General features: G+C 34.1%; 20 protein-coding genes. 11 read left to right on the top strand and 9 right to left on the bottom strand.

Translation table 11 applies throughout. The features are described 5' to 3' along the window. Positions 1–12: 12 nt before the first annotated feature. The 3 genes from A3EM_RS0130860 to A3EM_RS0130870 form a co-directional block, all read right to left on the bottom strand. On the bottom strand, positions 13–714 hold the full coding sequence (locus tag A3EM_RS0130860; protein ID WP_020532120.1) for a response regulator transcription factor: 702 nt from the start codon (positions 712–714) through the stop codon (positions 13–15). A gap of 123 nt (positions 715–837) precedes the next feature. Next, a complete protein-coding gene (locus A3EM_RS0130865) occupies positions 838–1395 on the bottom strand; it encodes a DUF2911 domain-containing protein (RefSeq protein WP_020532121.1) in 558 nt (185 codons plus the stop codon). Between the two features lie 76 nt (positions 1396–1471). Then, positions 1472–2302 carry a glycoside hydrolase family 16 protein gene (locus A3EM_RS0130870; protein WP_020532122.1) on the bottom strand — a complete coding sequence of 277 codons (831 nt, stop codon included), beginning with the start codon at positions 2300–2302 and terminating at the stop codon, positions 1472–1474. Positions 2303–2650: 348 nt separating this feature from the next. Between A3EM_RS0130870 and A3EM_RS0130875 the strand changes: the two genes are divergently transcribed. From A3EM_RS0130875 to A3EM_RS0130885, 3 genes are all read left to right on the top strand, one after another. Further along, the gene (locus A3EM_RS0130875; protein ID WP_020532123.1) at positions 2651–3403 is read left to right on the top strand and encodes a YHYH protein; all 753 of its coding nucleotides are present in this window, start codon (positions 2651–2653) and stop codon (positions 3401–3403) included. Between the two features lie 73 nt (positions 3404–3476). Then, positions 3477–4028, top strand: coding sequence for a toxin-antitoxin system YwqK family antitoxin (locus A3EM_RS44140; protein WP_020532124.1), 552 nt, complete (start codon positions 3477–3479; stop codon positions 4026–4028). A gap of 32 nt (positions 4029–4060) precedes the next feature. Beyond that, entirely contained in the window at positions 4061–4711 is a 651-nt protein-coding gene (locus A3EM_RS0130885) for an SCO family protein (protein ID WP_020532125.1), read from the top strand. Here A3EM_RS0130885 and A3EM_RS46440 read toward each other — a convergent pair. Further along, on the bottom strand, positions 4708–6141 hold the full coding sequence (locus A3EM_RS46440; protein WP_020532126.1) for a GAF domain-containing protein: 1434 nt from the start codon (positions 6139–6141) through the stop codon (positions 4708–4710). The two genes, A3EM_RS0130885 and A3EM_RS46440, sit on opposite strands and share 4 nt — an antisense overlap. A gap of 214 nt (positions 6142–6355) precedes the next feature. Then, on the bottom strand, positions 6356–6988 hold the full coding sequence (locus tag A3EM_RS0130895; RefSeq protein ID WP_020532127.1) for a peroxiredoxin: 633 nt from the start codon (positions 6986–6988) through the stop codon (positions 6356–6358). A gap of 351 nt (positions 6989–7339) precedes the next feature. Between A3EM_RS0130895 and A3EM_RS0130900 the strand changes: the two genes are divergently transcribed. After that, on the top strand, positions 7340–7816 hold the full coding sequence (locus tag A3EM_RS0130900; RefSeq protein WP_020532128.1) for a response regulator: 477 nt from the start codon (positions 7340–7342) through the stop codon (positions 7814–7816). Between the two features lie 26 nt (positions 7817–7842). On the opposite strand, the gene A3EM_RS0130905 is transcribed toward A3EM_RS0130900, so the two are convergent. After that, positions 7843–8715 carry a sigma-70 family RNA polymerase sigma factor gene (locus A3EM_RS0130905; protein WP_020532129.1) on the bottom strand — a complete coding sequence of 291 codons (873 nt, stop codon included), beginning with the start codon at positions 8713–8715 and terminating at the stop codon, positions 7843–7845. Between the two features lie 610 nt (positions 8716–9325). Next, positions 9326–10258 carry a hypothetical protein gene (locus A3EM_RS0130920; RefSeq protein WP_020532132.1) on the bottom strand — a complete coding sequence of 311 codons (933 nt, stop codon included), beginning with the start codon at positions 10256–10258 and terminating at the stop codon, positions 9326–9328. Positions 10259–11168: 910 nt separating this feature from the next. On the opposite strand from A3EM_RS0130920, the gene porQ reads away from it, so the two are divergent. From porQ to porG, 4 genes are all read left to right on the top strand, one after another. Continuing rightward, positions 11169–12272, top strand: a complete 1104-nt coding sequence (gene porQ, locus A3EM_RS0130930) for a type IX secretion system protein PorQ (protein WP_020532134.1) — start codon at positions 11169–11171, stop codon at positions 12270–12272. Between the two features lie 27 nt (positions 12273–12299). After that, the gene (gene hslU / locus A3EM_RS0130935) at positions 12300–13682 is read left to right on the top strand and encodes an ATP-dependent protease ATPase subunit HslU (protein WP_020532135.1); all 1383 of its coding nucleotides are present in this window, start codon (positions 12300–12302) and stop codon (positions 13680–13682) included. 404 nt (positions 13683–14086) lie between these two features. Beyond that, positions 14087–15073, top strand: coding sequence for a DUF6089 family protein (locus A3EM_RS46445; protein WP_157638182.1), 987 nt, complete (start codon positions 14087–14089; stop codon positions 15071–15073). Positions 15074–15293: 220 nt separating this feature from the next. Continuing rightward, entirely contained in the window at positions 15294–16028 is a 735-nt protein-coding gene (porG, locus tag A3EM_RS0130950) for a type IX secretion system protein PorG (RefSeq protein WP_020532138.1), read from the top strand. An 84-nt stretch (positions 16029–16112) separates the two neighbouring features. On the opposite strand, the gene A3EM_RS0130955 is transcribed toward porG, so the two are convergent. Beyond that, positions 16113–18545 (bottom strand): ABC transporter permease, encoded by a 2433-nt coding sequence (locus A3EM_RS0130955; RefSeq protein ID WP_020532139.1) that lies wholly within the window; start codon positions 18543–18545, stop codon positions 16113–16115. Next, on the bottom strand, positions 18538–19230 hold the full coding sequence (locus A3EM_RS0130960) for an ABC transporter ATP-binding protein (protein WP_020532140.1): 693 nt from the start codon (positions 19228–19230) through the stop codon (positions 18538–18540). The genes A3EM_RS0130955 and A3EM_RS0130960 overlap by 8 nt, the downstream gene beginning before the upstream one ends. 623 nt (positions 19231–19853) lie before the next feature. On the opposite strand from A3EM_RS0130960, the gene A3EM_RS46450 reads away from it, so the two are divergent. From A3EM_RS46450 to A3EM_RS0130975, 3 genes are all read left to right on the top strand, one after another. Beyond that, a complete protein-coding gene (locus A3EM_RS46450; protein WP_169513443.1) occupies positions 19854–21398 on the top strand; it encodes a sensor histidine kinase in 1545 nt (514 codons plus the stop codon). Between the two features lie 7 nt (positions 21399–21405). Next, positions 21406–22791 carry a sigma-54-dependent transcriptional regulator gene (locus A3EM_RS0130970; protein ID WP_020532142.1) on the top strand — a complete coding sequence of 462 codons (1386 nt, stop codon included), beginning with the start codon at positions 21406–21408 and terminating at the stop codon, positions 22789–22791. Between the two features lie 249 nt (positions 22792–23040). Beyond that, the gene (locus A3EM_RS0130975; protein WP_020532143.1) at positions 23041–23631 is read left to right on the top strand and encodes a hypothetical protein; all 591 of its coding nucleotides are present in this window, start codon (positions 23041–23043) and stop codon (positions 23629–23631) included. The last annotated feature ends 86 nt before the right edge of the window (positions 23632–23717 follow it).

Here is a 23717-nt window from a genome sequence, read left to right on the forward strand (position 1 = left end):
TCACAGCGGAAACTAAGAAATCTTTAATCTAAAACCTACTCCATGAATATTTTCAATTTTAATGGAGTCATCCACTTTGAGATATTTTCTCAATCTGGTAATAAAAACATCAAGGCTTCTTCCTTTAAAATAATCATCATCTCCCCAAATTTGATTCAGAATATCCTCTCTTTTAACAATATTAGGCATATCCTGAATCAACATTTTTAGAAGATCTCCTTCCCTTTTGGTAATGTTATGAATTACTTTCGAATTTAAAGTAAGTGTTAAATTTTGGCTGTCGAAGGCAATTTTCCCCACCTGATATATCTGTTTTTCTTCAACTTTAGTCCCGATATTTCCAGTTCTTTTTAGAATGGCTTCTATCCTAAATACAAGTTCCTCAATACTGAATGGCTTTGTAAGGTAATCATCACATCCAAGCTTGAAACCGGCTATTTTATCCTCCTTCAGAGATTTGGCTGTCAGGAACATAATAGGAGATACCTGATCTACTTTTCGGATTTTTTCTACCAGATTCAACCCATCCATTTTAGGGAGCATTACATCGACAAGACAAATGTGATATTTGTTTTTTTGAAAAGACTCCCAGGCAGAAATCCCATCTTTTTCTAAAAAAACCTCATAACCATTCATTTCCAAATTATCTTTCACTACAAACCCTAAACTCTCATCATCTTCAACCAACAATATTTTTTTTCTGGTAAAACTCAAAGTCTGGAGGTGCTTTAAAATTAAAATCAGTCAAATAAGTGATTCAAACTTATTTCTAAAGAATGTAAAATGCCAATTTCAAAATTGAAAAAAGGTAGTATAAAGAATACTACCTTATCAAATTTAATATTTAAAAGGGACATCCACAATTACATCATCCCAGGCTATTTGCATGATGCCTTCGTTATTATCCCCATCTTTAAATTGAATGGTAAAGGCTTCAATTGTTTTCCCGGATTTACTGGAAGAGGCCGTAATTCTAAGCACATCATTGGATTCCTTGTAGCTATAAGCCCCCCAATAATCTAAATCGGAATTGAATATAATAGTCCAGTCTTTTTCGGTGGGAATAGTAAATAATGAATAGGTTCCTGCTTTCAGTTTTTTACCACCAATGGTGATGTCCTTGTAAACTTGTATTTCAGTAGCCTCATTGGCACCTGTTCTCCATACTTTGCCATAAGGCACTTTTTTGCCAAAAATATCCCGGTCTTTTTTCTGAGGTCTGCTATATAAAACTCTTAAAATAGCCTCCTCACCCGCTTTTCTATCATGAGCGAAATTATCCGGATAATACGCATAATCCAGAGGACTTTTGTCCATTCCTCTAAAATTTTGGGCTTGTGCAATAAAGCCAGTAAAAAAAAGTAGTAAAATTCCGGTTCCTGTAATTAATTTCATTGTTTAGTTTTTTATTAAGTTCGAATTAAAATTATCCCTTTATAACCGGAATAAAAAAGCATTGGTTCGGATATTATTATTGATAAACTCTTACGTAATCCACTTCCATTTTTTGAGGCCAAATGTCAGTATCTACACCCTGAGCTCCACCCCAGGTACCTCCCACAGCCAGATTTAAAATCACAAAATATGAATTAGTACTAAATGGCCATTTTTCGTAAGTTTTTTCGGTTGGGAGGGAATAATATTTTTCATCATCTACATACCAGTCAATTCCTTTATTGGTCCATTCTATGGCATAAATATGAAAATCTTTTTCCACATCCTTTATCCCAATCTTCCCTCCTTTCTGAGTACCAATGGTATGGTTGTAAGCTTGTGTATGAATGGTTCCATAAATTGAATCAGGAGCATAGCCGACATGTTCCATAATATCTATCTCTCCATCAAGCGGCCAGCTAAAATTTGTTTTTTGAGGCAACATCCAAAAGGCCGGCCAGGTGCCTTTTCCTGATGGTAATTTAATCCTGGCTTCAATTCTACCAGTACTCCAACTCCTTCTGTCTTTAGTCCATATTTTTCCTGAAGTATATTGGTTACCCTCAAAGTCCTTTTTCAATGCTTCGATAATCAGCACACCATTTTCTATCCTTACATTTTCTAGGTTTTTCTCTGTATAATACTGCAATTCTCTATTCCCAAAACCGTGTCCTCCCACATCAAATGTCCATTTGGTATAATCTGGCAAGCCATCTACATCAAATTCATCACTCCACACAAGTTTTGGTTCCTGCGGCTCCAATACTATTTGGGGTTCTTCTTCTTTTGCATCCATTCCAGAGTCTTCATCCTTGCAGGAATTAAATATTATCATAAACAACAGGTAAGTAAGTATCTTCACTTTCATAATTAAAAACATTTTTATTTAATAAGTATATTCTACACTCCGAACATTGTATTTCAACCAAATTTAAAATGATTTGTGCATTTCTTTGCCATTAATGATGTATTTGCTGTGCTTAAAATTTTGAGTATGCAAGCTTCCCAAAAGCAGATTTACTTTATGTGCACAAACAAAAGCCAAATCCTTCTTATCTGCTGAAAAAACCCCTCTAACAAGTACTAATCAAGCACTTTTGCCTTTATCTTATTAATAAACCTAATTTTTTAATTATTACTCCTGTCCCAAACTTGTATATACAATAGCATTTACGCAATCAAATTAAGTATCTAATCTAAAATTATTAAAAACCTTATGAATTACACTAAATCGGCATTAATTGGAATAATTTTCTTCTTTTTTGCAGCCTGCAGTGAGGACAATGGCAATGTCCAGCCAAATGATCCTACTGAACCAGAAGCTGAATTACCGGCTGTTTATAAAAATTTTTCTAATGAGGTAGAAGTCTATATTGATGGAGAATTCATCGTTTTAGAATCTAGCAATTTGCCCGATCATAAAAGTCCTTATTATGATGAAAAGTCTGATATGTACGAAGATTACCAGGGAACAAACAGTAAGTTTCAATTAAACCCGAATAGGATTTCAGAGCAAAAACTTGTTGTGAAAGTGCCATTAAACCCGAAGAAAGCCACAAAGAATGAAGCTACAGGATTAGGGGCAATCGGGATTTCCACGAATGGAATTGCTATTTTTAATCAGTACGCAGGTCCTGATCAACCTTTAACCAATGAAATCAATTCATTTGATCATTATAATGGTCATCCTGCTCAGCAAGGAGTCTATCATTACCATATCGAGCCGCTTTATCTTACTTCAAAAAATGGGAAAGAATCTTTCCTTGGTGTTTTATTAGATGGGTTTCCTGTTTATGGCCCAATGGAAAATGGCAAAAAAATCACCAATGCTGATTTGGACGAATTTCATGGTCACTCTTCTGCCACAGCCGACTATCCCGAAGGTATTTATCATTACCACATTACTGATGAAGACCCTTATATTAATGGAAGTGGATATTACGGAACACCAGGAACTGCCACCAACTAATATTAACTGGAAAATCCATTATTCAGGAATAATAAACTGCATAGTGGATTTTTAAATTTTTTCAACTAATATAATGAAGGCCAATTTCCTTTTCTTAATCCTTGTAATATTTACTTTTCTGCAAAGTTGTGAACCTACCATTCCACAAGTTTCATTAAAAAAAGATGATCCCGGTCTCATCAAATCAAAGGGAAAAATGTATTACAATAAACAATTGTTTTCAGGCTTTATCACTCAAATTTATTCCTCGGAGAATTTAAAATCGAAAACAGGATACTTAAATGGCTTTAAAGAAGGGAAGGCTGAAGAATGGTATCCAAATGGCCAATTAAAGGAAATAAGATTTTATGCATCCAATGATAAAGTCGGCATACACAAAGGATGGTGGCCTAATGGCAATTTAAAATTTAAACTTCAATTTCAAAAGGGTAAATATGAAGGCGAATGTATGCGTTGGCATGAGGATGGCACTATTTACACTCAAAAAAATTATGTGAACGGCAAGGAAAGCGGGCCACAAAAATCCTGGGGGAAAACGGGTAAAATTGAGGCAAATTATGTGGTAAAAAATGGCAGAAGATATGGAATGATTGGAAGTAAACCTTGTGGAGTGGAAAGCATGTAATTTATTTTTTCAACTTTACTTAACTTATTGATATGAAATTTTTTGTCCCCTTTGTAGCTATCTTATTTCTCATTTTGAGTTGTGGCCAAAAAAGGGATACTGTTGAAAAGTTGCCCTTTTATAATACTCCTGACTTTACACCCCGTTGGGAAGGAGAAGGCAATCTTGATCTGAAAAATATCCATTCTATTAGTGAATTTTCTTTGATCAATCAGGATAATCAGCAGATCGATAACAGTACTTTGAAAGGGAAAATATATGTTGCAGATTTTTTCTTTACCACCTGCTCTGGAATTTGCCCCAAGATGTCTGAAAACATGAAATTAATTCAAAATGAATTCCTGGACGATGAGCAGGTCCTATTACTTTCGCATAGTGTTACTCCTGAATATGATACTGTGGAAATCCTGAAAAATTATGCACAAACAAAGGGAGTAAGATCAGGGAAATGGCATTTGCTTACAGGAGATAAAAAAGCCATTTATAAGCTGGCAAGAAATTCATATTTTGTGGATAAAGAATTAGGGTTTTCAAAGACAGTGAACGACTTTTTACATACTGAAAATTTCGTTTTGGTAGATGGACAGGGAAGAATCAGGGGAGTGTACAATGGTACATTATTACTTGAAGTAAAAAATTTAATTCAGGATATTAAAGTTTTAAAAAAGGAGCAGGTAAACTAACCTTTACCGGACTTTTCGACCTGATTTTGTTTCACCCTGTAAAGCTGTGCTTCAAGAGCCTTTATTTGTTCCAGATAATCTCTTTCTCTAGCCTGAGATTCCTCAACTGTTTTGGCCAGCTCCTCAAAGTTTGACCGCATTTCAACTTCCTGTTGCTTCATGTTTTCAGCCATCACCTGCGTTTGTTCCAGAAGTTTTTGAGTTCTGAGGTTCATTCTCTGGTTGCTGATTTTAGAGGCCAGGCTCTCTCCAAGCTTATTTAAAAATTCTCTTTCAAACTCATCAAGAGGATCAAAACCGGCAAGTTCCAGAACCCCTTCTATATTGTCATTAACTACCAAAGGCTGGATAAAAATGTATCCGGGAGTAGCTTCACCAAGTCCTGATGTAATGGTAATATAATCGTCAGGAACTTCCGTAAGGTAAACAGTTTCTCCCTCTTGATAACACTGGCCTACCAACCCCTCTTCAGGCTCCACCACTTGGTTTATGTATTTTTGCCTTCCATAGGCATAACATGCTTTAAGTTCAAGTTGAACATTAATGGCATCTTCTTTATTTGCAATATAGATTCCACCCTGATTTGTTTTAAGGTAGTTGATCAGTTTAGATAAAACTTTGTTGTAAAAATTATCATCATTTTCTTCTTCCCTGAGAATTGTGGCAAATTCTGCAAGTCCTGAAGAAATCCAGCTTCTTTTCTCATCATCTACTCTTGCTTTTTGGATTTCCTCCAAAGAATTTTTCAATTCTTCTTCATTAGCATTTAAAGATTTATTTTTTTCCTCCGCTTCTTTTAGTAATTCATTGTTTATGCTTTGATATTTTTTGTCCAGATTCAAAAGAAAATAAAACGTTCCGGATAAAATGACCAGGATTAAAACTACATCCTCAGTGACTGTAGGAATGTAGGAGCCGGCTATTCCAAACTTTTCAGCATCTACTCCAAAAAAAGCATTTATCTGTTCGTAAAATATTCCAATGGTAAGGGGAAATGTAAGTCCCAGGAACAAATATGGCTTTTCATTGAAAGTAAAGAGCGTAAGGGGAAGCGCCATTGTACATAACATCACGATTCGGGGTGAGATAAAATGGACTACCTCAATTTGCTCAGGATTGTTCTGTTTCAGTGAGATATTTACAATTAAAACTGCAATAGAAGGGCAAATGCTTATAATAATTCTGGTAATATGAATTAATCCATTTTTATTCAGCAGATATATAGACCCTGAAACAATTGTAAAAATAATATTAGTGACAGGATTGAAGTTAGGCTGTGTAGAGAAGTATATCAGGAAGGAAATATTAACCAGAAAAATAATTATACTGAAATGGTTTGATAATTCAATCCTTTTCTGAAGAGGATACGGCATTTCTCTGGTAATTCCAGATTGAGAAACGGCCTTCCATAATTGCCTCAAGTTGCCCATTTTGTGGTGTTTGGTCCTTTAAGTACGAGTTGTTAAAAAATTAAGCGATAAGTGCCATTTTCACGAAAAAATAAAAAGTAGCTTAATTGCTTATATATATCAAAGGCAAAATGGAGTAAAAATTATTCAGGAAATTAAAATAAAAGCCCTAATCAATGATATTGATTAGGGCTTTGCCACCTGAAATCTTCAGGTTTTATAATTCCGTTAGCAATTAAGCATTTTTTGAAAGGTAATCAGCTACACCTTCTTTTGTTGCGTTCATTGCTTCTTTACCTTCTTCCCAGTTTGCTGGACAAACCTCACCGTGTTTTTCATGGTGTTGTAACACATCTACCATTCTTAAGGCTTCCTCAATGCTTCTTCCTAGTGGGAAATCATTAACTACCTGATGTCTAACAATTCCATTTTTATCGATAAGGAAAGTTCCTCTTAAGGCAATAGGCGCACCAGAGAATTCTAATTCTCCCAATTCATTATAGCCATAATCTCCTCCTAAAACTCCGTAATTTGAAGCAATGGATTTTGATACATCAGCCACAAGTGGATAAGTTACACCTTCGATACCTCCATTGTTTTTTGGAGTGCTTAACCAAGCCAGGTGAGTTTCCTCAGTATCTGTAGAACAACCTACTACAGCCACATTTCTTTTTTCAAACTCTTCTAATTTTGATTGGAAAGCCAAAATTTCTGTTGGGCAAACAAATGTGAAATCTTTTGGATAGAAAAAGAATACTACTTCTTTTTTACCAAGGTACTGCTCAAGGGAAAAATCTGATACAATTTCATCACCGTTAATTACTGCCGGAGCAACAAATTTTGGTGCTGGTTTCAATACTAAAGACATATTTATTTATTATTTTGATTTTATGATTTGCTGCGAAAATAGACGAAATCAAAAAACTTTTCAAGCAAACCATTCCATAGATTTTCTTTATGGGCTATTCTGGAATTATAACACAGGAATAAGTATTGAAATGAGTTGATCCCGGTAGTTTTCAGCCATAAAAAGAATTATAAATTTCCTGTAATATTTAACTTTATTAACGTTAATATACCTGGATTAAAAAAGAAAAAAATTAACATACTACTAACTACCTGGCAAAATCAACCAATTTCGACTGTTTTTAATTCGATCTTTTTTTGACTAGGAAAATTCTGATTTTTAGCCAGAATTGAAATTTAAATTGCAGTTTTAATGACCTCTGAAAAATATAACATTCTTTATGTAGATGATGAAGAAAGCAACTTAAGAATCTTTAGGACGGCTTTCCGAAGACATTACAATATTTTTACAGCCTCCAGTGCTCTTGTTGGCTTTGAAATTCTTCGTACCGAAGATATTCATTTGATAATTTCGGATCAGAGGATGCCAAATATGACCGGAAGTGAATTTCTTTCAAAAGTGTATTTGGAAAACCCAGCTCCAATCAGAATGATACTTACAGGCTATTCTGACATGGCTGCTATTGTAGAAGCAATTAATTCCGGAAAGATTTATAAATACATCACCAAACCCTGGGAAAAGGATAAATTAAAACTAATTTTTGATGAAGCATTATTACACTTTGAAAACTCTTCAAAAAGTACTGAAAGGAACAAACAGCTACAAAAGGAAGTAGAAAAATTAAGAGCGGCTTTATTAAAGCAAGGTGTTTCTGTGGAAAATTTATAAAAAATAAAAAAGGAGTAAAATTACTTTTACTCCAAAAATTGCGCTAATAATTTACTTCTCGAAGTAAACCTTAACTTACGAATTCCCTTCTCTTTAATTTGTCTGACTCGTTCTCTGGTCAGTCCCAAATATTCTCCAATTTCCTGTAACGTCATCTGTTCTTTCCCTCCAATGCCAAAAGTCATTTTTATAACCTCCTGCTCTCTTGGGGAAAGCGACCTTAGTGTTCTTTCTATTTCTACTTTTAAAGACTCTTTATCACTCAGGTTCTGATCTACTTTTGAAGCATTTTCATTCTCCAAAACATCAAGCAGGGACCCTGCTTCGGAATCGCCATTCAGTGGAGCATCAATGGATACCTGTCTTCCTGCGGAATTTAATGCACCAGTTATTTCCTTTGTAGTCATTTCCAGTGCATCGGCAATTTCTTCGTCTGTAGGTTCTCTTTCATACAATTGTTCTAATTCCGATGCAGCTCTTCTGATCTTGCTAATCGTCCCTGACATGCTCAAAGGAATTTTTACAATTCTCGAATTTTCTGAAAGAGCCTGCATTACGGCCTGGCGAATCCACCAAACAGCGTAAGAAATAAATTTAAAACCTCTGGTCTCATCGAATTTATGGGCGGCTTTTACCAGACCAATATTGCCTTCATTGATTAAATCATTTAAGGACAAATTATGATTTTGATATTGTTTGGCCACAGAAACTACAAACCTGAGATTAGCCTTAGTCAGTTTCTCTAGTGCCTTTTCATCACCATCCTTTATTCTTTTCACAAGGGCAATTTCCTCTTCAGCAGAAAGCAGTTCAATTTTATTGATCTCCTGGAAATACTTTTCCAGCGATTCGCTTTCCTTTCTATTGGTGATGCTTTGAGTAATTTTTAATTGGCGCATTTCATTACTATTTAATCAATGAAATAATAGTATTTTGGTTGAATTTAATAAATTAATATCGAAAAATAACTATTAGAATATTACTATAGGAAATCTGATAACATACATTTACTAAAAAGTACTCATATCGGATCCAGGTCATTTAATTAATTTCTATTTTTTAGAAATTAATTATTTCGCATCTTTCTTTCAATCTTGTTCAACATTCAACAAGTTAAAAAAATCAGCTGCTGTCTTTTATTTAAAAAAACAAAGACCTATTTCTATATTTCAATTCAGTCGATAATTTCCCGGTTGATATTAATCGGAAACAAATATGAAAATTTTAAAAGAAAATTTTATTCTGTTGCTCTTTTTTTTATGAAGCCTTTTGAAGGGTAGTTTTAGTTTTAATTATGAAATTAATTTTTTAATCTGGTTGTATTCTCCAGAAAATAAAGGTTTCAATCCAAACCTTTTATTTGAACCCTCTAAAAGTAATGAAAAAGGATAAGAAAATCCGGTTTTGTCTGAAAGGAATTTATTTTTTTTACAGCACCCACTACCAATATTTTAAAATGTAATTCATTTTCCCATAAACAGGAAAATAAATCAATATTTTTCAGACTAATTAAAATAAGGATTCATTCTTTTTAATATCATCTAACACATTCTCAAATTTGATTTCAAGTATTTCTTCGGGATTTTTTTCGGGAGATAAGCCTGGTAAAATACTTTCTTTCCACCACTTTAAGAATTCGGGTGAGATTCTGGCAGTACTTATTTTTTCCACACCTTTATCAATATATCCAAATACCGTAAAAGCTACTTCAGGAAAAGTATTTAAATCATATACAATTATCGGGTATGAACACAACAAAGGAGGGGCATGAAAAACCTTCAACCGTGCATCTTCTCCCCTATTAATTTCAAGCAGTTTTTTTTCAGTATCTGGGATTTTGGTCTCATATTTCATGAAAGTATACAGTTCCTGCCAAAACTTAAAAACTTTATTATCCAGATCTCTGGAGGCAGGAAAAAATAAAATATACTTCCCAATCTTCACATTTTCGATTTCAATCAATCCTAGTTTTCCCAGTAACTGAAGCTTGATTTCATTGGACCATTTCTGGTTATTTACTATTCCCGGTTCTCTGGTGGTAATTAAAATAGTATCAGCCACTAATCCCCTTTTTTCCAGCAAGTAAAAATCATTGGCATCCAGAGAGTTATTAACAGGCATTCTTGATTTTTTCAATCCCCTTTTTTCTTCGTAGTAATCATTAAAGGACTGTTCTATTACCTCCATGATTTCTTCTAAACTTTTTCCGTTGTCTAATCGCTCGGGAATAACCAAAGAAATGGCATTCTTTAAGTTGGGAGAAAGCCTTCTTTCTCCATTTATTACCTGATTTACAAATGCCCGTACACTTTCAAATTTCTTTCCCTTCCATTCAGAACCCTCCTTAGAGATAATCTCTTTTACCAGTTCTGTTTGAGATTCGAATATTGGTTTCCCTCCTTTTCCTAAATTTTTCTTAAAAAGAATTTCCACAGGCGTCATAAAAAATATGCTTTATTCCTATTGATTATTTTTTATAAATATAGCATTTAAAAATCAATTATTCAACCCAAACAATGTAATCACTTCTCGAATATTGATATGCTATATAAAACACATCCTAGATCAGCGCAGAAAATACGCCTTTTAGCAATATTTATAAGCTATATCAATATTTTTTCACAAAAAATGAAACTTTCAAAATAACCCTCCGTATTATTTGATATAGCATAAATATAGCATATTTAAAAAGTATATTTATCAAACTACTTGTTTATACTCAAACTATTATCATCATGTTCAAAATCAGTTTTTTATTAGGGGCGATTATATCATCCGTATTCTTCCTAGTCATTTCTACTAAATCAATTAAAAAAGATTTTCCAGAAATGGTAAAATCTAATTTGGAAACAATTGATTCTTTAAATACCAATAAAGATACGTTGTTGCTCAGTTCTGGCCGGACTCAAAGGATTAATCTTCAATACTAAATTTTCCAATTATTTTATGGTTGGATTTTTAAAATTTAGAGCCTGTGGAGAGGATAAAAAAAGACACATAACGCAAATTATGGGAACATGCAAACCAGGGAGTACAAAAATACAAGTACTCCTATTTTTTTTATATTAAAAACTTCCTCAGGAATGTCACCTAAATTATTATTGTAATTAAATTCTATGTTCTGTAATTCAGCATAAGACGTGTATAAACCAAAGGTTTCTTTGGTAAAAAACTCAGTTCCTGCAATATTTTCAATTCCAAACCAAAATTAATTGAGAGAAACACACCATTCATATTACCTTTTTATTTTAATTTTAGCACAGTTTTAATTTAGGAAGACAAAATCCATTTCGCATTCGTTGAGGAATGGTCACTTTTTTTTGATACCTAAAATTCACCCATCCAACTGGTTATGAGTAAATTAATACTCCCGTATATTTCATTTTTTAAACATTATATTAAAGTTTCAATTGCAACTGTAATCATCCTTAATTCCCTGGGAATTGGGTTGGGAATGGGGCAAATTGGAGGAATTGCCACTTTCGAGTTTTTAAATTTACCTACTCATGCCAGACTTATAGGACTTGGGGGTGTTAATGTCTCTTCTTCTCATAAAGATGTCAATATGTTTATGGCCAATCCAGGCCTTTTGGTTGATTCTCTAAATGGATTAGTTAGCTTTAATCATTACTCCTACTTTGCCGGGGTCCAGAATAATCAATTTGCTGGAGCCATGAAAATTGGAAAAACAGGAACCTGGGGAATTTCTTTACAGCAATTAAACTACGGTGAATTTGACAGTTATGACGAGATGGGGGAAAACACAGGAACATTTACTGCCAATGACTTCGCCTTGATAATTTCCCATGCCCATAGAATAAGTCACTTTTCAATTGGGATGAATTTAAAATATGCACAATCCAGAATAGATAGTTATGCTGCGAGTGGAATTCTTTTTGATTTGGGAGGTACTTTTTTACATCCTACCAAAGACTTGAAAGTAGGCTTAGTCTTTAAGAATATAGGTTTTCCTATAACAGATTATGTGGAGGGAAACACCTCCTTTGTCATGCCATTTGATGCCCAACTAGGATTCTCCATAAAACCAGAAAAAATGCCCTTACGGTTTTCCATCACTTCACATCACCTCCATCAATTTTTAAATATTGCCTATGAAGACCCAAATCAAAAAAACAAACAAAACGGATTTGGGGAAAATATTAACCAAGATGTCAGTTTTGCGGACAAATTGTCAAGACATTTTGTTATTGGAGGAGAATTTGTCTTTAGTAAAAACTTTAACTTAAGGTTAGGATATAACTTTTTAACCAGAAAGGAACTCCAGGTAGAACAAAGAAAAGGAATGGTAGGTTTTTCTTATGGAGTAATGATTAGAATTAAACGATTTGAACTGGCCTACTCAAGGGCAATTCAACATCTTGCAGGAGGAAGCAATAATTTCACAGTAATTGTAAATTTAAAATCTGTTTTCAAAAAGAAAATAGTGATAGAATAAAATTGAGAAAGCCAAAATAGAAAGCATATGGAAAATGGGAGTTATTATACACCAAAAGAAATTGTAGCCGAACTGGATAAATATATTATTGGGCAAAAGGATGCCAAAAGAAATGTGGCGATTGCACTAAGGAACAGATGGAGAAGGATGAATGTAAAGAGCGAAATGCAAAGGGAAATTATGCCAAATAATATCCTGATGATTGGAGCTACAGGTGTTGGAAAAACTGAAATTGCCCGTAGATTGGCCAAAATTGCAGATGCTCCATTCACCAAAGTAGAGGCATCCAAATTCACTGAAGTCGGTTATGTGGGTCGGGACGTAGAAAGTATGGTTCGGGATTTAGTTGAACAGGCTGTAGGGCTGGTGAAGGATCAAAAGAAAAAAGAAATAAATGATAAGGTATCTCAGATTGTAGAAGACAGAATTCTTGACGCATTAATTCCACCACTAAAAAATACCACCAGTTCCACTTCTACTCCTGGTAAAATTGGCTTTGAATCCAGTGATCATGAATTAAATGAAAAGACTAGGGAAAGATTCAGAGAGAAAATAAAGAATGGTGAATTAGAAGACAGGAAAATTGAAATAACCGTAGATAATAGTCCCTCCCCTGGGGTTGGGGTTGTTGGAGGAGGAATTGATGAAGTTTCCATGATGAATATTCAGGAGATGATTGGGGGTATGTTGCCCAAAAAGCAAAAGAAAAGAAAGGTCACCATTGCCGAGGCGAGAAAAATCCTGATAGAAGAAGAAAGTTCCAAACTAATTGATATGGATGAAGTGAAATCTCTGGCAATTAAAAAAGCAGAGGATACGGGAATTATTTTTATCGATGAAATTGATAAAATTGCCAAAGGGAGTTCTAAAGGTGGAGGCCCTGATGTTAGCAGGGAGGGAGTTCAAAGAGATTTACTTCCAATTGTAGAAGGGAGTGCCATTAACACCAAATATGGCATAGTTCATTCTGAACATATTTTATTTATAGCTGCAGGAGCTTTTCACGTATCAAAACCTTCCGACTTAATACCAGAGTTGCAAGGAAGATTCCCAATTCGAGTGGAATTAAACAGCCTTACCAAAGAGGATTTTTACCGTATTTTGAAGCAACCCAAAAATGCATTAACCAAACAATACGAAGCTTTATTCGAATCAGAACAGGTAGAATTAACTTTTACAGATGATGCTTTGGAAGAAATTGCTTCTATTGCATTTAATATTAATTCAGAAGTGGAGAATATTGGTGCCAGAAGATTGCACACGGTAATGAGTCATCTACTAAATGAATTTTTATTTGATGTTCCAGATACAATAGGACCGAATGCCAAAATATCTGTTACGAAAGACCTGGTATCTGAGAAACTATCTCAGCTCATTGTTAATAAAGACTTGAGCCAATACATTCTATGATAAACCGATTTTTTCATCACAATATAGTATGAATTAAATTATCAGTGTAATTTAGGCTTAAAATCAGCACAGAAGCAAGTTTTTTGACTTCTGTGCTGATTTTTTTTATCCAGAGGCGAAAAGAAGAAAGAAATTATTCTGTTAAAGAAATTAAAGTAACCCGTTATTTTAAAGGCGAAAAAAAAGATATCCCGAATAAAATTGTTAGGATAAGTAACAGTTTAGAGGACAAAGAAAATTAATGATCATATTATAATCTATACTAATATGCTAATTTGATTTTAATTGCGTTGTTCTTTGGGTGAAGAGGGGGTCAATTGTTTGACAATACTTTCCACCCATTTTTCTATTTAAAAACAGGAGTTGATAATTTGTATCTAAAAAAATTGCTTTCTTTCTTGGCTATGAAAAAACATAAATCCTATTTATTAATAGCTACTTCATTTATTCTTTTATTCCTTTTCGTTGGTGATTCTTTTGGACAGAGGGGGAGATACGCTAAAACCTTTACTAGAAAGAAAAGATATTATAGTATTGGAGGCTCGTTAAATTCTATGCACTATTTTGGAGATATTGTTCCAAAAAACAAGATTGGAAGTATAGATTTAAATTTCACACGGCCAAACCTTGGTATTTTTGTTCAAAGAAGATACTTCCCAAGAATTACTCTAAGAATGGGAATTAATTATGGGCGATTAATGGGAGAAGATCATACCTCGGCCGACCCAACTGACCTCGATAATGGAGGATTTTACAGGTATAAAAGAAATCTTCACTTTAGAAATGACATAATAGATCTTTCTTTCTCGGGAATCATTGATTTATTCCCCAATAGAGGTCTTTCTTACAGAAGACCAGAAATTCCTATTCCGTATTTACTAGTCGGTGTAGGAGGTGTTTATTCCAATCCTAAAGCAATGAGGCCGGAAGGGTTCAGTGGCCCGGTATGGGTCAATTTAAGGGAGGTTAAAACTGAAAATCAGGAAAATCCTTATTCATTATTTCATTTAAATATCCCTGTAGGGGTTGGTGTAAGATACAGGCTGAACAGCTCTGTGGATGTAGCTTTTGAAGCTGGTTATCGATTTACTTTCACCGATTATCTTGATGATGTTAGTGGAGATTACCTTGACCCAGGAATTTTTGAAGATGATTTAGCAAGAGCACTTCATGACAGATCATCCGAACCTTCTTCACTTTTAAGTGGTGGGGAAAGAAATCCGGACCTGGTACAATACACCTCACCAATAGATGGCAGAACATATACTTCTGTGAATGGATATGGAATGCCAAATAATAAAAGAGGGAGTCAGGATAAAGACGCTTATTTAATTGTAGGATTTCAGGTGTCCTACCTTTTCTCCACCAATAAAGCCCCAAAATTTAGATAGGAAATTTATACTAGATTAAGTAAACCATTTTTCTAAAATTGTAATTCTTAAACTATTAGATGAACAGAAATCTAATGGTTTAAGTTAATTTTATTAAAAAATTTTATTTAAGGCACAATAATTATTCTTAATTAAATAGAATTATTATTGTGGCTTTTCGAGTTTAATAACTTATTAAGTTGCAAATGGTAAATTTTGGTATAAATAAGATAATTTAATTTTGAAACAATTCAATTCTTTCTCCTGGGCTAAAACCATCGTTTTTCTATTTTGTGTTTTTTTTATTCATCAAACAGCTTATTCTCAGCTGTATGAAGTTGGATTTGGTTTAGGTGCTACAAATTACAAAGGTGATGTAGCTCCCACATTTTCAATAAAAAACACTCAACCTGCGGGGATGGTATTTGGTCGTATGAATTTTAGCCATGCTGTAAGTTTAAAGACAAGTCTTTTGGTCGGTAAAATTTCAGGTGAGGATGCAAATTCGAACGATCCATTCCTACAAGTAAGAAATTATGGGTTTAATAGCCTAATTGCCGAAGCCAGTGCAGTAATAGAATATAACTTTTTTGATTTCAGAAGTGATGATAGAAGATTAAAATTTAGCCCATATGTTTTTGCAGGTGCAGGAATAACCTTTTTTCTATCTCATGAAGCTACTGGAAATGCTCCCAAAAACACAAGCCAGACTATTTTACCAGTTGTTCCCTTTGGAATAGGCATGAAACATGCGCTCAACGATCGATTTACTTTAGAATATCATTTCTCCACAAGCAAAAACTTTTCAGACAATACTGATGGGTTTATTGATAATATTGAAGACCCTAATACTAATAAATTTCAAAAAGTGTCCAGAAAAGATATCGAAAATTATTACTTCTTAGGTATTTCATTAAGTTATAGATTTATTCAGGTAAATTGTCCAAAACATTTCAACAACAACCTTATTCACTAATTCACATTGTTAAATATTAAAAAAAGAGAAGGTAAGATTTTACTTTCTCTTTTTTTGCACTTTACTCAAAAAACAGGAAATCCTTTATTCATACCTTAGCGCCTTTACAGGGTTGGTTAATGCTGCTTTTATAGCCTGGCTGCTAACAGTAAACACGGCTATAAAAATTGCCACAAATGTGGCCAGGATAAAAGCCCCAAACCCGATATCAATTCGATAATTAAAATCTGTCAACCAACTGTCCATAAAATAGTAGGCAATGGGCCACCCAATGACGGCTGCTACCACAACTAATTTTATGAATTCCCTGGTAAGTAAAATTGTTACACCACTTGTGGAGGCTCCTAATACTTTCCTTATCCCTATTTCCTTGGTTTTTCTTTCGGCTGTAAAAGATGACAATCCAAAAATTCCTAAACAGGCTATAATAATTGCCAATCCGGCAAAATATCTGAAAATTATCATCACTCTTTCCTGTCCCTGATACAATTGATTGATGTCCTCATCCAGAAAAGTGTAGTTAAATGGCCTTGTAGGAGCGAAACTTTTAATCGTAGATTCGATATATTGCACCGTTTCAGGAATATTATTCCCTGCTAGTTTTATGGACATCCAATTCAACCAATTATCTGAAATATGGAACCCTACTGGTGAAATAGTATAATCCAATGACTCGAAATGAAAATCTTTAACTACTCCGATTATTTTGCCTTTTTTTGGAACAAAATCCATTATCTCCATATCAAAAGTCGCTGATTCTACTTCCTTTCCAATAGGATCTTCCAGGCCTAATAATTTAATTGCTGACTCATTAAAAATAAACCCTTCTCTAGCATCTGAAGGGATAGTTTCGTCAAAGTCTCTACCCATTACAAACTCTGCCTCATAAGTTTTAAAAAAATCATGATCCGAGGTAACTGTGGTAATAGTATAATTATCCTGACCTTGAGGATTTGGTTCTGCTCCTTCTATTTTGTACCCCAAATTACTGCTAAGGTTACGGGTCATTCTTTTATTTGTAGCAGTTATACTTTTTATATCTGGATTTTTTAGTAACTCTCTTTTCAAAACGGGGAATTTATTCACCAAAGTTGTATCCTGAAAATTAGATATTACAATATGATCCGTGTTGATCCCGAGTTTCTTATTTCTCAAATAATTTAGTTGCTCAGAAATTACAATTGTGGAGATGATCAATGTAATTGAAATTGCAAACTGAAGAATCACAAGGACTTTTCTAAGGACAACGGATTTACCACCAGACGAGCCTTTACTTCCTTTCAAAACTTTTACCGGTTGAAAGGAGGAAAGAAAAAATGCCGGATAACTTCCCGCAACTATCCCTATTACAATAGCAATTCCCAAAAAAACAGTCACTACAAAAAAATTCTCCAAATAATTAATTTCCAATTCTTTTTGAGCAATTTCATTAAATACAGGAAGTGCAATTTCAGCACATAATATGGCTAAAATAAAAGCTATTAAAGTGAGTAATATTGATTCGCTTAAAAATTGAGTGATAATCTGTGAACGATACGCTCCCACCACCTTTCTCAAACCAACCTCTTTCGCCCTTTCCGAAGATCTGGCAGTAGATAAATTCATATAATTTATACAGGCGATTAACATGATCACCAAGGCTACTCCTGAGAAAATATAGATATAATCGATATCTCCATTTGCTTCAAGTTCACCCCTGAGATGCGAATGAAGATGAATATCTGTAACTTTTTGGAGCCTGTACCTTACAAATGCCGATGCCCCTTCCCCAAACGTATGATTCTCTACAAAATCCGGCAATTTAGCTTCAAACTTTTCGGCATTTGCTCCTTTTGGTAAAACCAAATAGGTTGATTGTGATCCCTCTCCCCATTGAGTCTTTACCCTTTCTGAATAAATTTGTTCTCCTGAAGCCATGGAAACAAATCCATGGAAATGAGCATGAGAGTTTTCAGGAATTTCATCTATTATACCTGTTATCTTTACCTCAAACTCTTCTTCTATTAAAAGGCTCTCCCCTATTGGGTCTTCCTTACCGAAAAATTTTTCTGCAATCGTTTTATCAATCACCATTGTAAAAGGCTCCACCAAGGCAGTTTTCGGATCTCCTGCTATCAGTTTAAAGGAAAATGCATCAAATACATCCGCATCTGCCAATGCTAAACCCTCCTGAGGAAATTTTTTATCCCCTTTTTCAATTTGATAAGAAAAAGGGCCATCAATTCTTATCACCCTTTCCACCTCTCCTTCAAATACAGATGCCAAGGTTGGCCCCAGAATATAGGGAGTGATAACCCCTCCAACAAACTCACCTTCCTGATTTTTATATTCCACAAATACCCTGTAAAGTCTATCTGCCTTTTCATGGTATTGGTCATAACTCAATTCGTCCTGTACGAACAATAATATTAGAAAACAGGCTGCCATTCCCACGGTAAGTCCGAGGATATTTATAAAACTAAAAACCTTGTGATTCCAAAGGTTTGTAAACGCCACTTTCAGGTAATTTTTAAACATAATTCAAATTTTTTAAAATATTTTCAGTGATCATTTTTCCATCAAACAAGTGAATGATTTTACTTCCGTAATTTGCATCTCTGGCAGAATGTGTTACCATTACAATAGTGGTTCCTTCCTCATTAAGATCAGTTAAAATTTTCATTACTTCCTTCCCGTTTTCGCTGTCCAGGTTTCCTGTGGGCTCATCCGCAAGAAGTATTTTTGGATGATTCACAATAGCACGGGCAATAGCAACCCTTTGCTGTTGCCCCCCGGAAAGCTGTTTGGGCAGATGTTTTTTTCTATGGATTATATCTAATTTTGAAAGTACATTCAACACTTTTTCCTTTCTTTCCTTTGCGGAAAGTGAGGTATAAATTAAGGGAAGTTCCACATTATCATAAACAGGAAGCTCATCCAATAAATTAAAATTTTGGAAAACGAATCCAATATTTTCCTTCCGAACATCAGCCTTTTGTTTTTCACCAAACTGATTTACAATTTTTCCATCGAACTGATACGTACCTTCAGTAGGCATATCAATTAAGCCTATTATATTTAGTAATGTTGATTTTCCACAACCTGAAGGTCCCATTATGGAGGTAAATTCCCCTTGATCTATTTTAAGTGAAAGCTTATTCAGTGCAAAAGTTTCCACCTCATCTGTCTGGTAAATTTTTACCACTTCTTTCAAATCTATCATCAATAATCGTTTTTGTTAATCAATCACTGAGTATCCTAAATCAAGAGAAAGTCCAAATGTTATAAGCCACTGGTTTGCAAATTCTTAACATAAAAAATTATTTCAGACGCTTCTTTTATATGTTTCAGGTTGAAACACATCACTGTTTCAATTTGAAACAATTAAGTTTTTGATGCATTCCAAATTTTTTATTCAATATTCATTTACAATTATTATGATTTAAAATTTTCAAACATCACCAATACCATCAATTAATTTCTAATTTTAGGAATTACACTTGAATTTATTTGGTCATTTTTGAGTTGAAATCATTTTTTATACTTTTATATTTTTTAAATACCTAATGATATTCCTAATTAACATTTAATCATCTCCTAAAGAGTCTTTCAACTATGTATAAATCAAAATTTGATTTGGTTGACTGACTAAGCTTTTAGGTGAAAAATTTTAATACCAGTTTTAGCTTTTACTTATTTTTTGATTGTATAATGTCATTCTTCCTGACAAATAAACTAACACTATTTAGGTTACTACTATTCGCTGAATTAATTCTACTCCCTGCTTCAGGGTTGTTTATTAATCAGATTGAACCAGAACTTAATGATTCACTAATTCTAAGATTAGTGATATCATTTCCTGCATTACTGGTTTTTATCGGTTCATTTATCAATTCCTTTATCAGGAGAAATATCCAGTCCATAACCTACTTACTATTTGGGTTACTCACCTGTTGGGTCCATTATGTGCTATTTATCAATCAATTACACACAAATTATATTTATGCTGTAATCCTTTGCTTTCTGGCCATGGCATTGTGTTTTCCCAAAGAATTGTATTTAAGGTACTTTGTAACCGGCTACTTCATTATCACTTCTATAGTTACCCTAAGTATTGCCAACCCTATCAATAATCAGCTTTCTTTCCTGAGTGTAATGGCTACTATTTGTGCGTTGGATTACATCACTATTACTTACATGCTTACCTCACGTAAGAATCTGTATTTCAGTAATTTAAAACACGATAAGCTAAACAAACAATTACTTGTTAGGGAAAAAGAATTAGATCAGAATAAAAGACTTTTCCAATCAGTATTTGAGCAATCTGCAGATGCTATTTTTCTTATAAGCAAATCCAGTGAAGAAATTAAGAATTGTAATCAAAGAGCAGTACTTTTATTGGAAGCCTCATCAAAAGAAGAGATTATAGGAAGAAGTGGATTGGAATTCGAACTGGAACCTTTGAATAAAGACGAAACCAGAGAAATGAAAAAAGCATTTCTGCAAACTGGTTTCTGGAGTAAAATCACCCGGTTCAAAACTTTAAAGGATAGAGTTTTTTGGGGAAATTTTGCAGTTTCTCAACTGGATGATACCTCCGATTTATTTCTGGTAAGGGTAACTGACATTACCAAACAAATGCTGGTAGAATCTGAACTGAAGATTCAGAATGAGGAATTAAAAAAAGTGAATAACGAATTAGACCAGTTCGTATACAGAGTTTCTCATGATTTAAGAGCACCTCTGGCTTCGGTATTGGGATTAGTAACTTTGGCAAAAGATGGCGTTACGGAGCCTGAACTTATCAATTACTTTAACCTAATGACTAAAAGTGTTGTTAAATTAGACAGCTTCATTCAGGATATTATTAACCTTTCCCGAAATGCCAGACTGGATATTGAATCTGAAAAAATTGATCTGAAGGAAATGATCGAAGCCACATTTGAAGATTTTCAGTTTAGTAAAAATGCTGAACTGATTGATAAACAATTGATGGTAATCGATCATGTTTCCTTTTATTCCGACAGGCGTAGACTTTTGGTAATTTTGAGTAACTTAATATCAAATGCGGTGAGGTATAGTGCTCCGGGGAGAAGACATCCTTTCATAAAAGTGAATGTAATTGTGGATATTGAAAGTGCCAAAATAGAAATTAAGGACAATGGACAGGGCATTCAGAATGAACATAAAGAAAAGGTGTTCGATATGTTTTACAGAGCAAATAATCATATTTCCGGCTCCGGTTTGGGTCTTTACATTGTTAGTGAAACTATAAAAAAACTGAAAGGAACTATCCATCTCGACACTGAATTTGGGGTTGGTACCACTTTTACCATTGAGATTCCCAACCATAAAACGGAACGTAACCTTCAGCTTTCCATCCTAAATTAAATTGCTTATGCCCAAAAACCAGGGAAATATTCTTGTTGTGGACGATGACGAAGATATTCTCTTTGCGGCAAATATGATTTTGTCTTCTCATTTTAATCGGGTAATCACACAGACAGATCCTAATAAGGCATTAGAGGAATTTTTGAAAATAAATTTTGATGTGGTTATCCTCGATATGAATTTTCAGCCTGGCGATACTTCCGGAAAAGAAGGGATTTCCATCCTTAAAAAAATAAAAAAGAAGTATCCTGATACTTTGGTGATTATGAATACGGCTTATGGTGATATAAAAATAGCTGTAGAAACCATGAAGGAAGGTGCTTCTGATTTTGTAGTAAAGCCCTGGGAACATGAAAAATTTCTGGCAACCACAATGGCCGTTTTTGAGCTAAGTCAATCCAGAAAAAAGGTAAAAACATTAGAACACAGGCAAAAATTATTATCCACTGATATTGATAGGAGTTTTGGAGAAATGATTTCCACTGCTAAATCCATGCAACCTATTTTGAAAGCAATGGAAAAAGTGGCTGTTACTGATGCTAATGTTCTGATTTTAGGAGAAAATGGTACTGGCAAAGAACTCATTGCCCGAAACATCCATAATCATTCAGAAAGAAAAAATGAGGCATTCATTAAAGTAGACCTGGGGGCAATATCTGAAACGCTCTTCGAATCTGAACTTTTTGGGCATAAAAAAGGTGCTTTTACTGATGCCAGAGAAAATAGAATTGGCAGATTTGAAGCCGCCTCTGGAGGAACACTTTTCCTTGATGAAATCGGAAATTTATCTCTTCCATTACAAGCCAAATTACTCACAGTTATTCAAAATAAACAGGTAATACCTGTTGGTGCTAATACTCCAGTTCCGATTGATATTCGGCTAATTTGTGCTACAAATAAACCCATACAGGAATTGGCAGAAAATAGTAGCGATGAATTAAACAGCTTTCGACAAGATTTGCTTTACAGGATAAATACAGTAGAGTTAAAACTCCCTCCCCTAAGGGAGAGAAAAGAAGATATCTCCCCTTTACTATCTTATTATTTATCAGTTTACGGAAAAAAATATGATAAGGAATATTTAAGAATAGGAAAGGAAACCGAAAAGTCTCTTAAGCGCTATTCCTGGCCCGGAAATATCAGAGAGTTGCAACATGCAGTGGAAAGGGCGGTAATTATGTCGGATGGAAAATCACTGAAAGAAGCCGATTTCTTACTAAAACCAGTTCTTAAAAGCAATGAGCAAATTTCAAATCTAAATCTGGAAATCCGGGAAAAAGAAGCCATAATAAAAGCCATGGAAAAACACCACGGAAACATGACTAAAGTAGCCAAAGAACTTGGAGTTGGGCGTACCACACTTTACAGAAGAATGCAAAAATACGACCTTTAGCATTTATTTATATTTCCATAAACTTCTTTTTCTGGTATGTTTTATGGTATAAAATCACATTGCCTCTACTGATCCTGTTTCGCTCCAAATTAATTCCCTGTCACTATGAAAAAATTAATTTAACTTTTCGGGGTTAATAAATTTGAGGTAATAACAAATCCATCTTTAATACTATTCTAATTAACTATGCATGCTTTCTTAAAATGAAGCAAAAAAATTTGTTTCTATTGTTAATCAACCAGAAAAGAAATGAAATCACCTAAAAATATTATAGATATTTTTTTGAAAATGTGGAGAAAAGACAAGGAGTATATTGAAATTTTGGATCAGGTGAAATCTCTTGGAGATGAAAAGCTTCAGGTAGAAAAAGCTGAAAAATTAATGGCCCGTCATATCAAACGCCTGAGTGTAAAGAATGAAATTAACCGGGGAGACAAATGGGTTGTTGGTGAAATTGCCAAATTGAATGTCAGCAACAGACAAATTGAGTTTTTTGAATTTGCCACGCTTTATTGCAATTCAATTAACCCTAAAGAATATCCAATTATGAATTTGACTTCAGTAAAGCTGATAAGGCAATTTTATAAACAGTGGCATGGGATAAGCCTTACCTATGAAGTGCTGGTAGATTATAATGTTTTTGCTGAGTTGATGAATGAACTCAGAACTTTTCTTAATCTGGAAACACTTGATTATTTCAATTTCAACCGTTTCCTTGGCAACTATGATTTGCCAGTCAGAATATTTATCAGGAATCTCCCGGTAAACAGAAAGCACCATATGCCGGCCCTTCTTTTTGATTATTTATATTCCCCGGAAATTCTGGCCAACAATAATTAGAAAGAAGCAATACCCTAAAAACAGACTCTAATATTATTGGAGGTAAATAAAAAAAGCGAACTGAGTTCAACCTCAGTTCGCTTTTT

Source organism: Flexithrix dorotheae DSM 6795 (assembly GCF_000379765.1).
In the GTDB taxonomy this organism is placed as follows: Bacteria; Bacteroidota; Bacteroidia; order Cytophagales; family Flammeovirgaceae; genus Flexithrix; species Flexithrix dorotheae.

What these genes read in the sequence shown, in the direction of transcription:
- A3EM_RS0130865 (WP_020532121.1), bottom strand. Translation starts at nt 1,395, where the DNA reads ATGAAATTAATTACAGGAACCGGAATTTTACTACTTTTTTTTACTGGC.
- A3EM_RS0130870 (WP_020532122.1), bottom strand. Translation starts at nt 2,302, where the DNA reads ATGAAAGTGAAGATACTTACTTACCTGTTGTTTATGATAATATTTAAT.
- A3EM_RS0130875 (WP_020532123.1), top strand. Translation starts at nt 2,651, where the DNA reads ATGAATTACACTAAATCGGCATTAATTGGAATAATTTTCTTCTTTTTT.
- A3EM_RS44140 (WP_020532124.1), top strand. Translation starts at nt 3,477, where the DNA reads ATGAAGGCCAATTTCCTTTTCTTAATCCTTGTAATATTTACTTTTCTG.
- A3EM_RS0130885 (WP_020532125.1), top strand. Translation starts at nt 4,061, where the DNA reads ATGAAATTTTTTGTCCCCTTTGTAGCTATCTTATTTCTCATTTTGAGT.
- A3EM_RS46440 (WP_020532126.1), bottom strand. Translation starts at nt 6,141, where the DNA reads ATGGGCAACTTGAGGCAATTATGGAAGGCCGTTTCTCAATCTGGAATT.
- A3EM_RS0130895 (WP_020532127.1), bottom strand. Translation starts at nt 6,988, where the DNA reads ATGTCTTTAGTATTGAAACCAGCACCAAAATTTGTTGCTCCGGCAGTA.
- A3EM_RS0130900 (WP_020532128.1), top strand. Translation starts at nt 7,340, where the DNA reads ATGACCTCTGAAAAATATAACATTCTTTATGTAGATGATGAAGAAAGC.
- A3EM_RS0130905 (WP_020532129.1), bottom strand. Translation starts at nt 8,715, where the DNA reads ATGCGCCAATTAAAAATTACTCAAAGCATCACCAATAGAAAGGAAAGC.
- A3EM_RS0130920 (WP_020532132.1), bottom strand. Translation starts at nt 10,258, where the DNA reads ATGACGCCTGTGGAAATTCTTTTTAAGAAAAATTTAGGAAAAGGAGGG.
- porQ (WP_020532134.1), top strand. Translation starts at nt 11,169, where the DNA reads ATGAGTAAATTAATACTCCCGTATATTTCATTTTTTAAACATTATATT.
- hslU (WP_020532135.1), top strand. Translation starts at nt 12,300, where the DNA reads ATGGAAAATGGGAGTTATTATACACCAAAAGAAATTGTAGCCGAACTG.
- A3EM_RS46445 (WP_157638182.1), top strand. Translation starts at nt 14,087, where the DNA reads ATGAAAAAACATAAATCCTATTTATTAATAGCTACTTCATTTATTCTT.
- A3EM_RS0130955 (WP_020532139.1), bottom strand. Translation starts at nt 18,545, where the DNA reads ATGTTTAAAAATTACCTGAAAGTGGCGTTTACAAACCTTTGGAATCAC.
- A3EM_RS0130960 (WP_020532140.1), bottom strand. Translation starts at nt 19,230, where the DNA reads ATGATAGATTTGAAAGAAGTGGTAAAAATTTACCAGACAGATGAGGTG.
- A3EM_RS0130970 (WP_020532142.1), top strand. Translation starts at nt 21,406, where the DNA reads ATGCCCAAAAACCAGGGAAATATTCTTGTTGTGGACGATGACGAAGAT.
- A3EM_RS0130975 (WP_020532143.1), top strand. Translation starts at nt 23,041, where the DNA reads ATGAAATCACCTAAAAATATTATAGATATTTTTTTGAAAATGTGGAGA.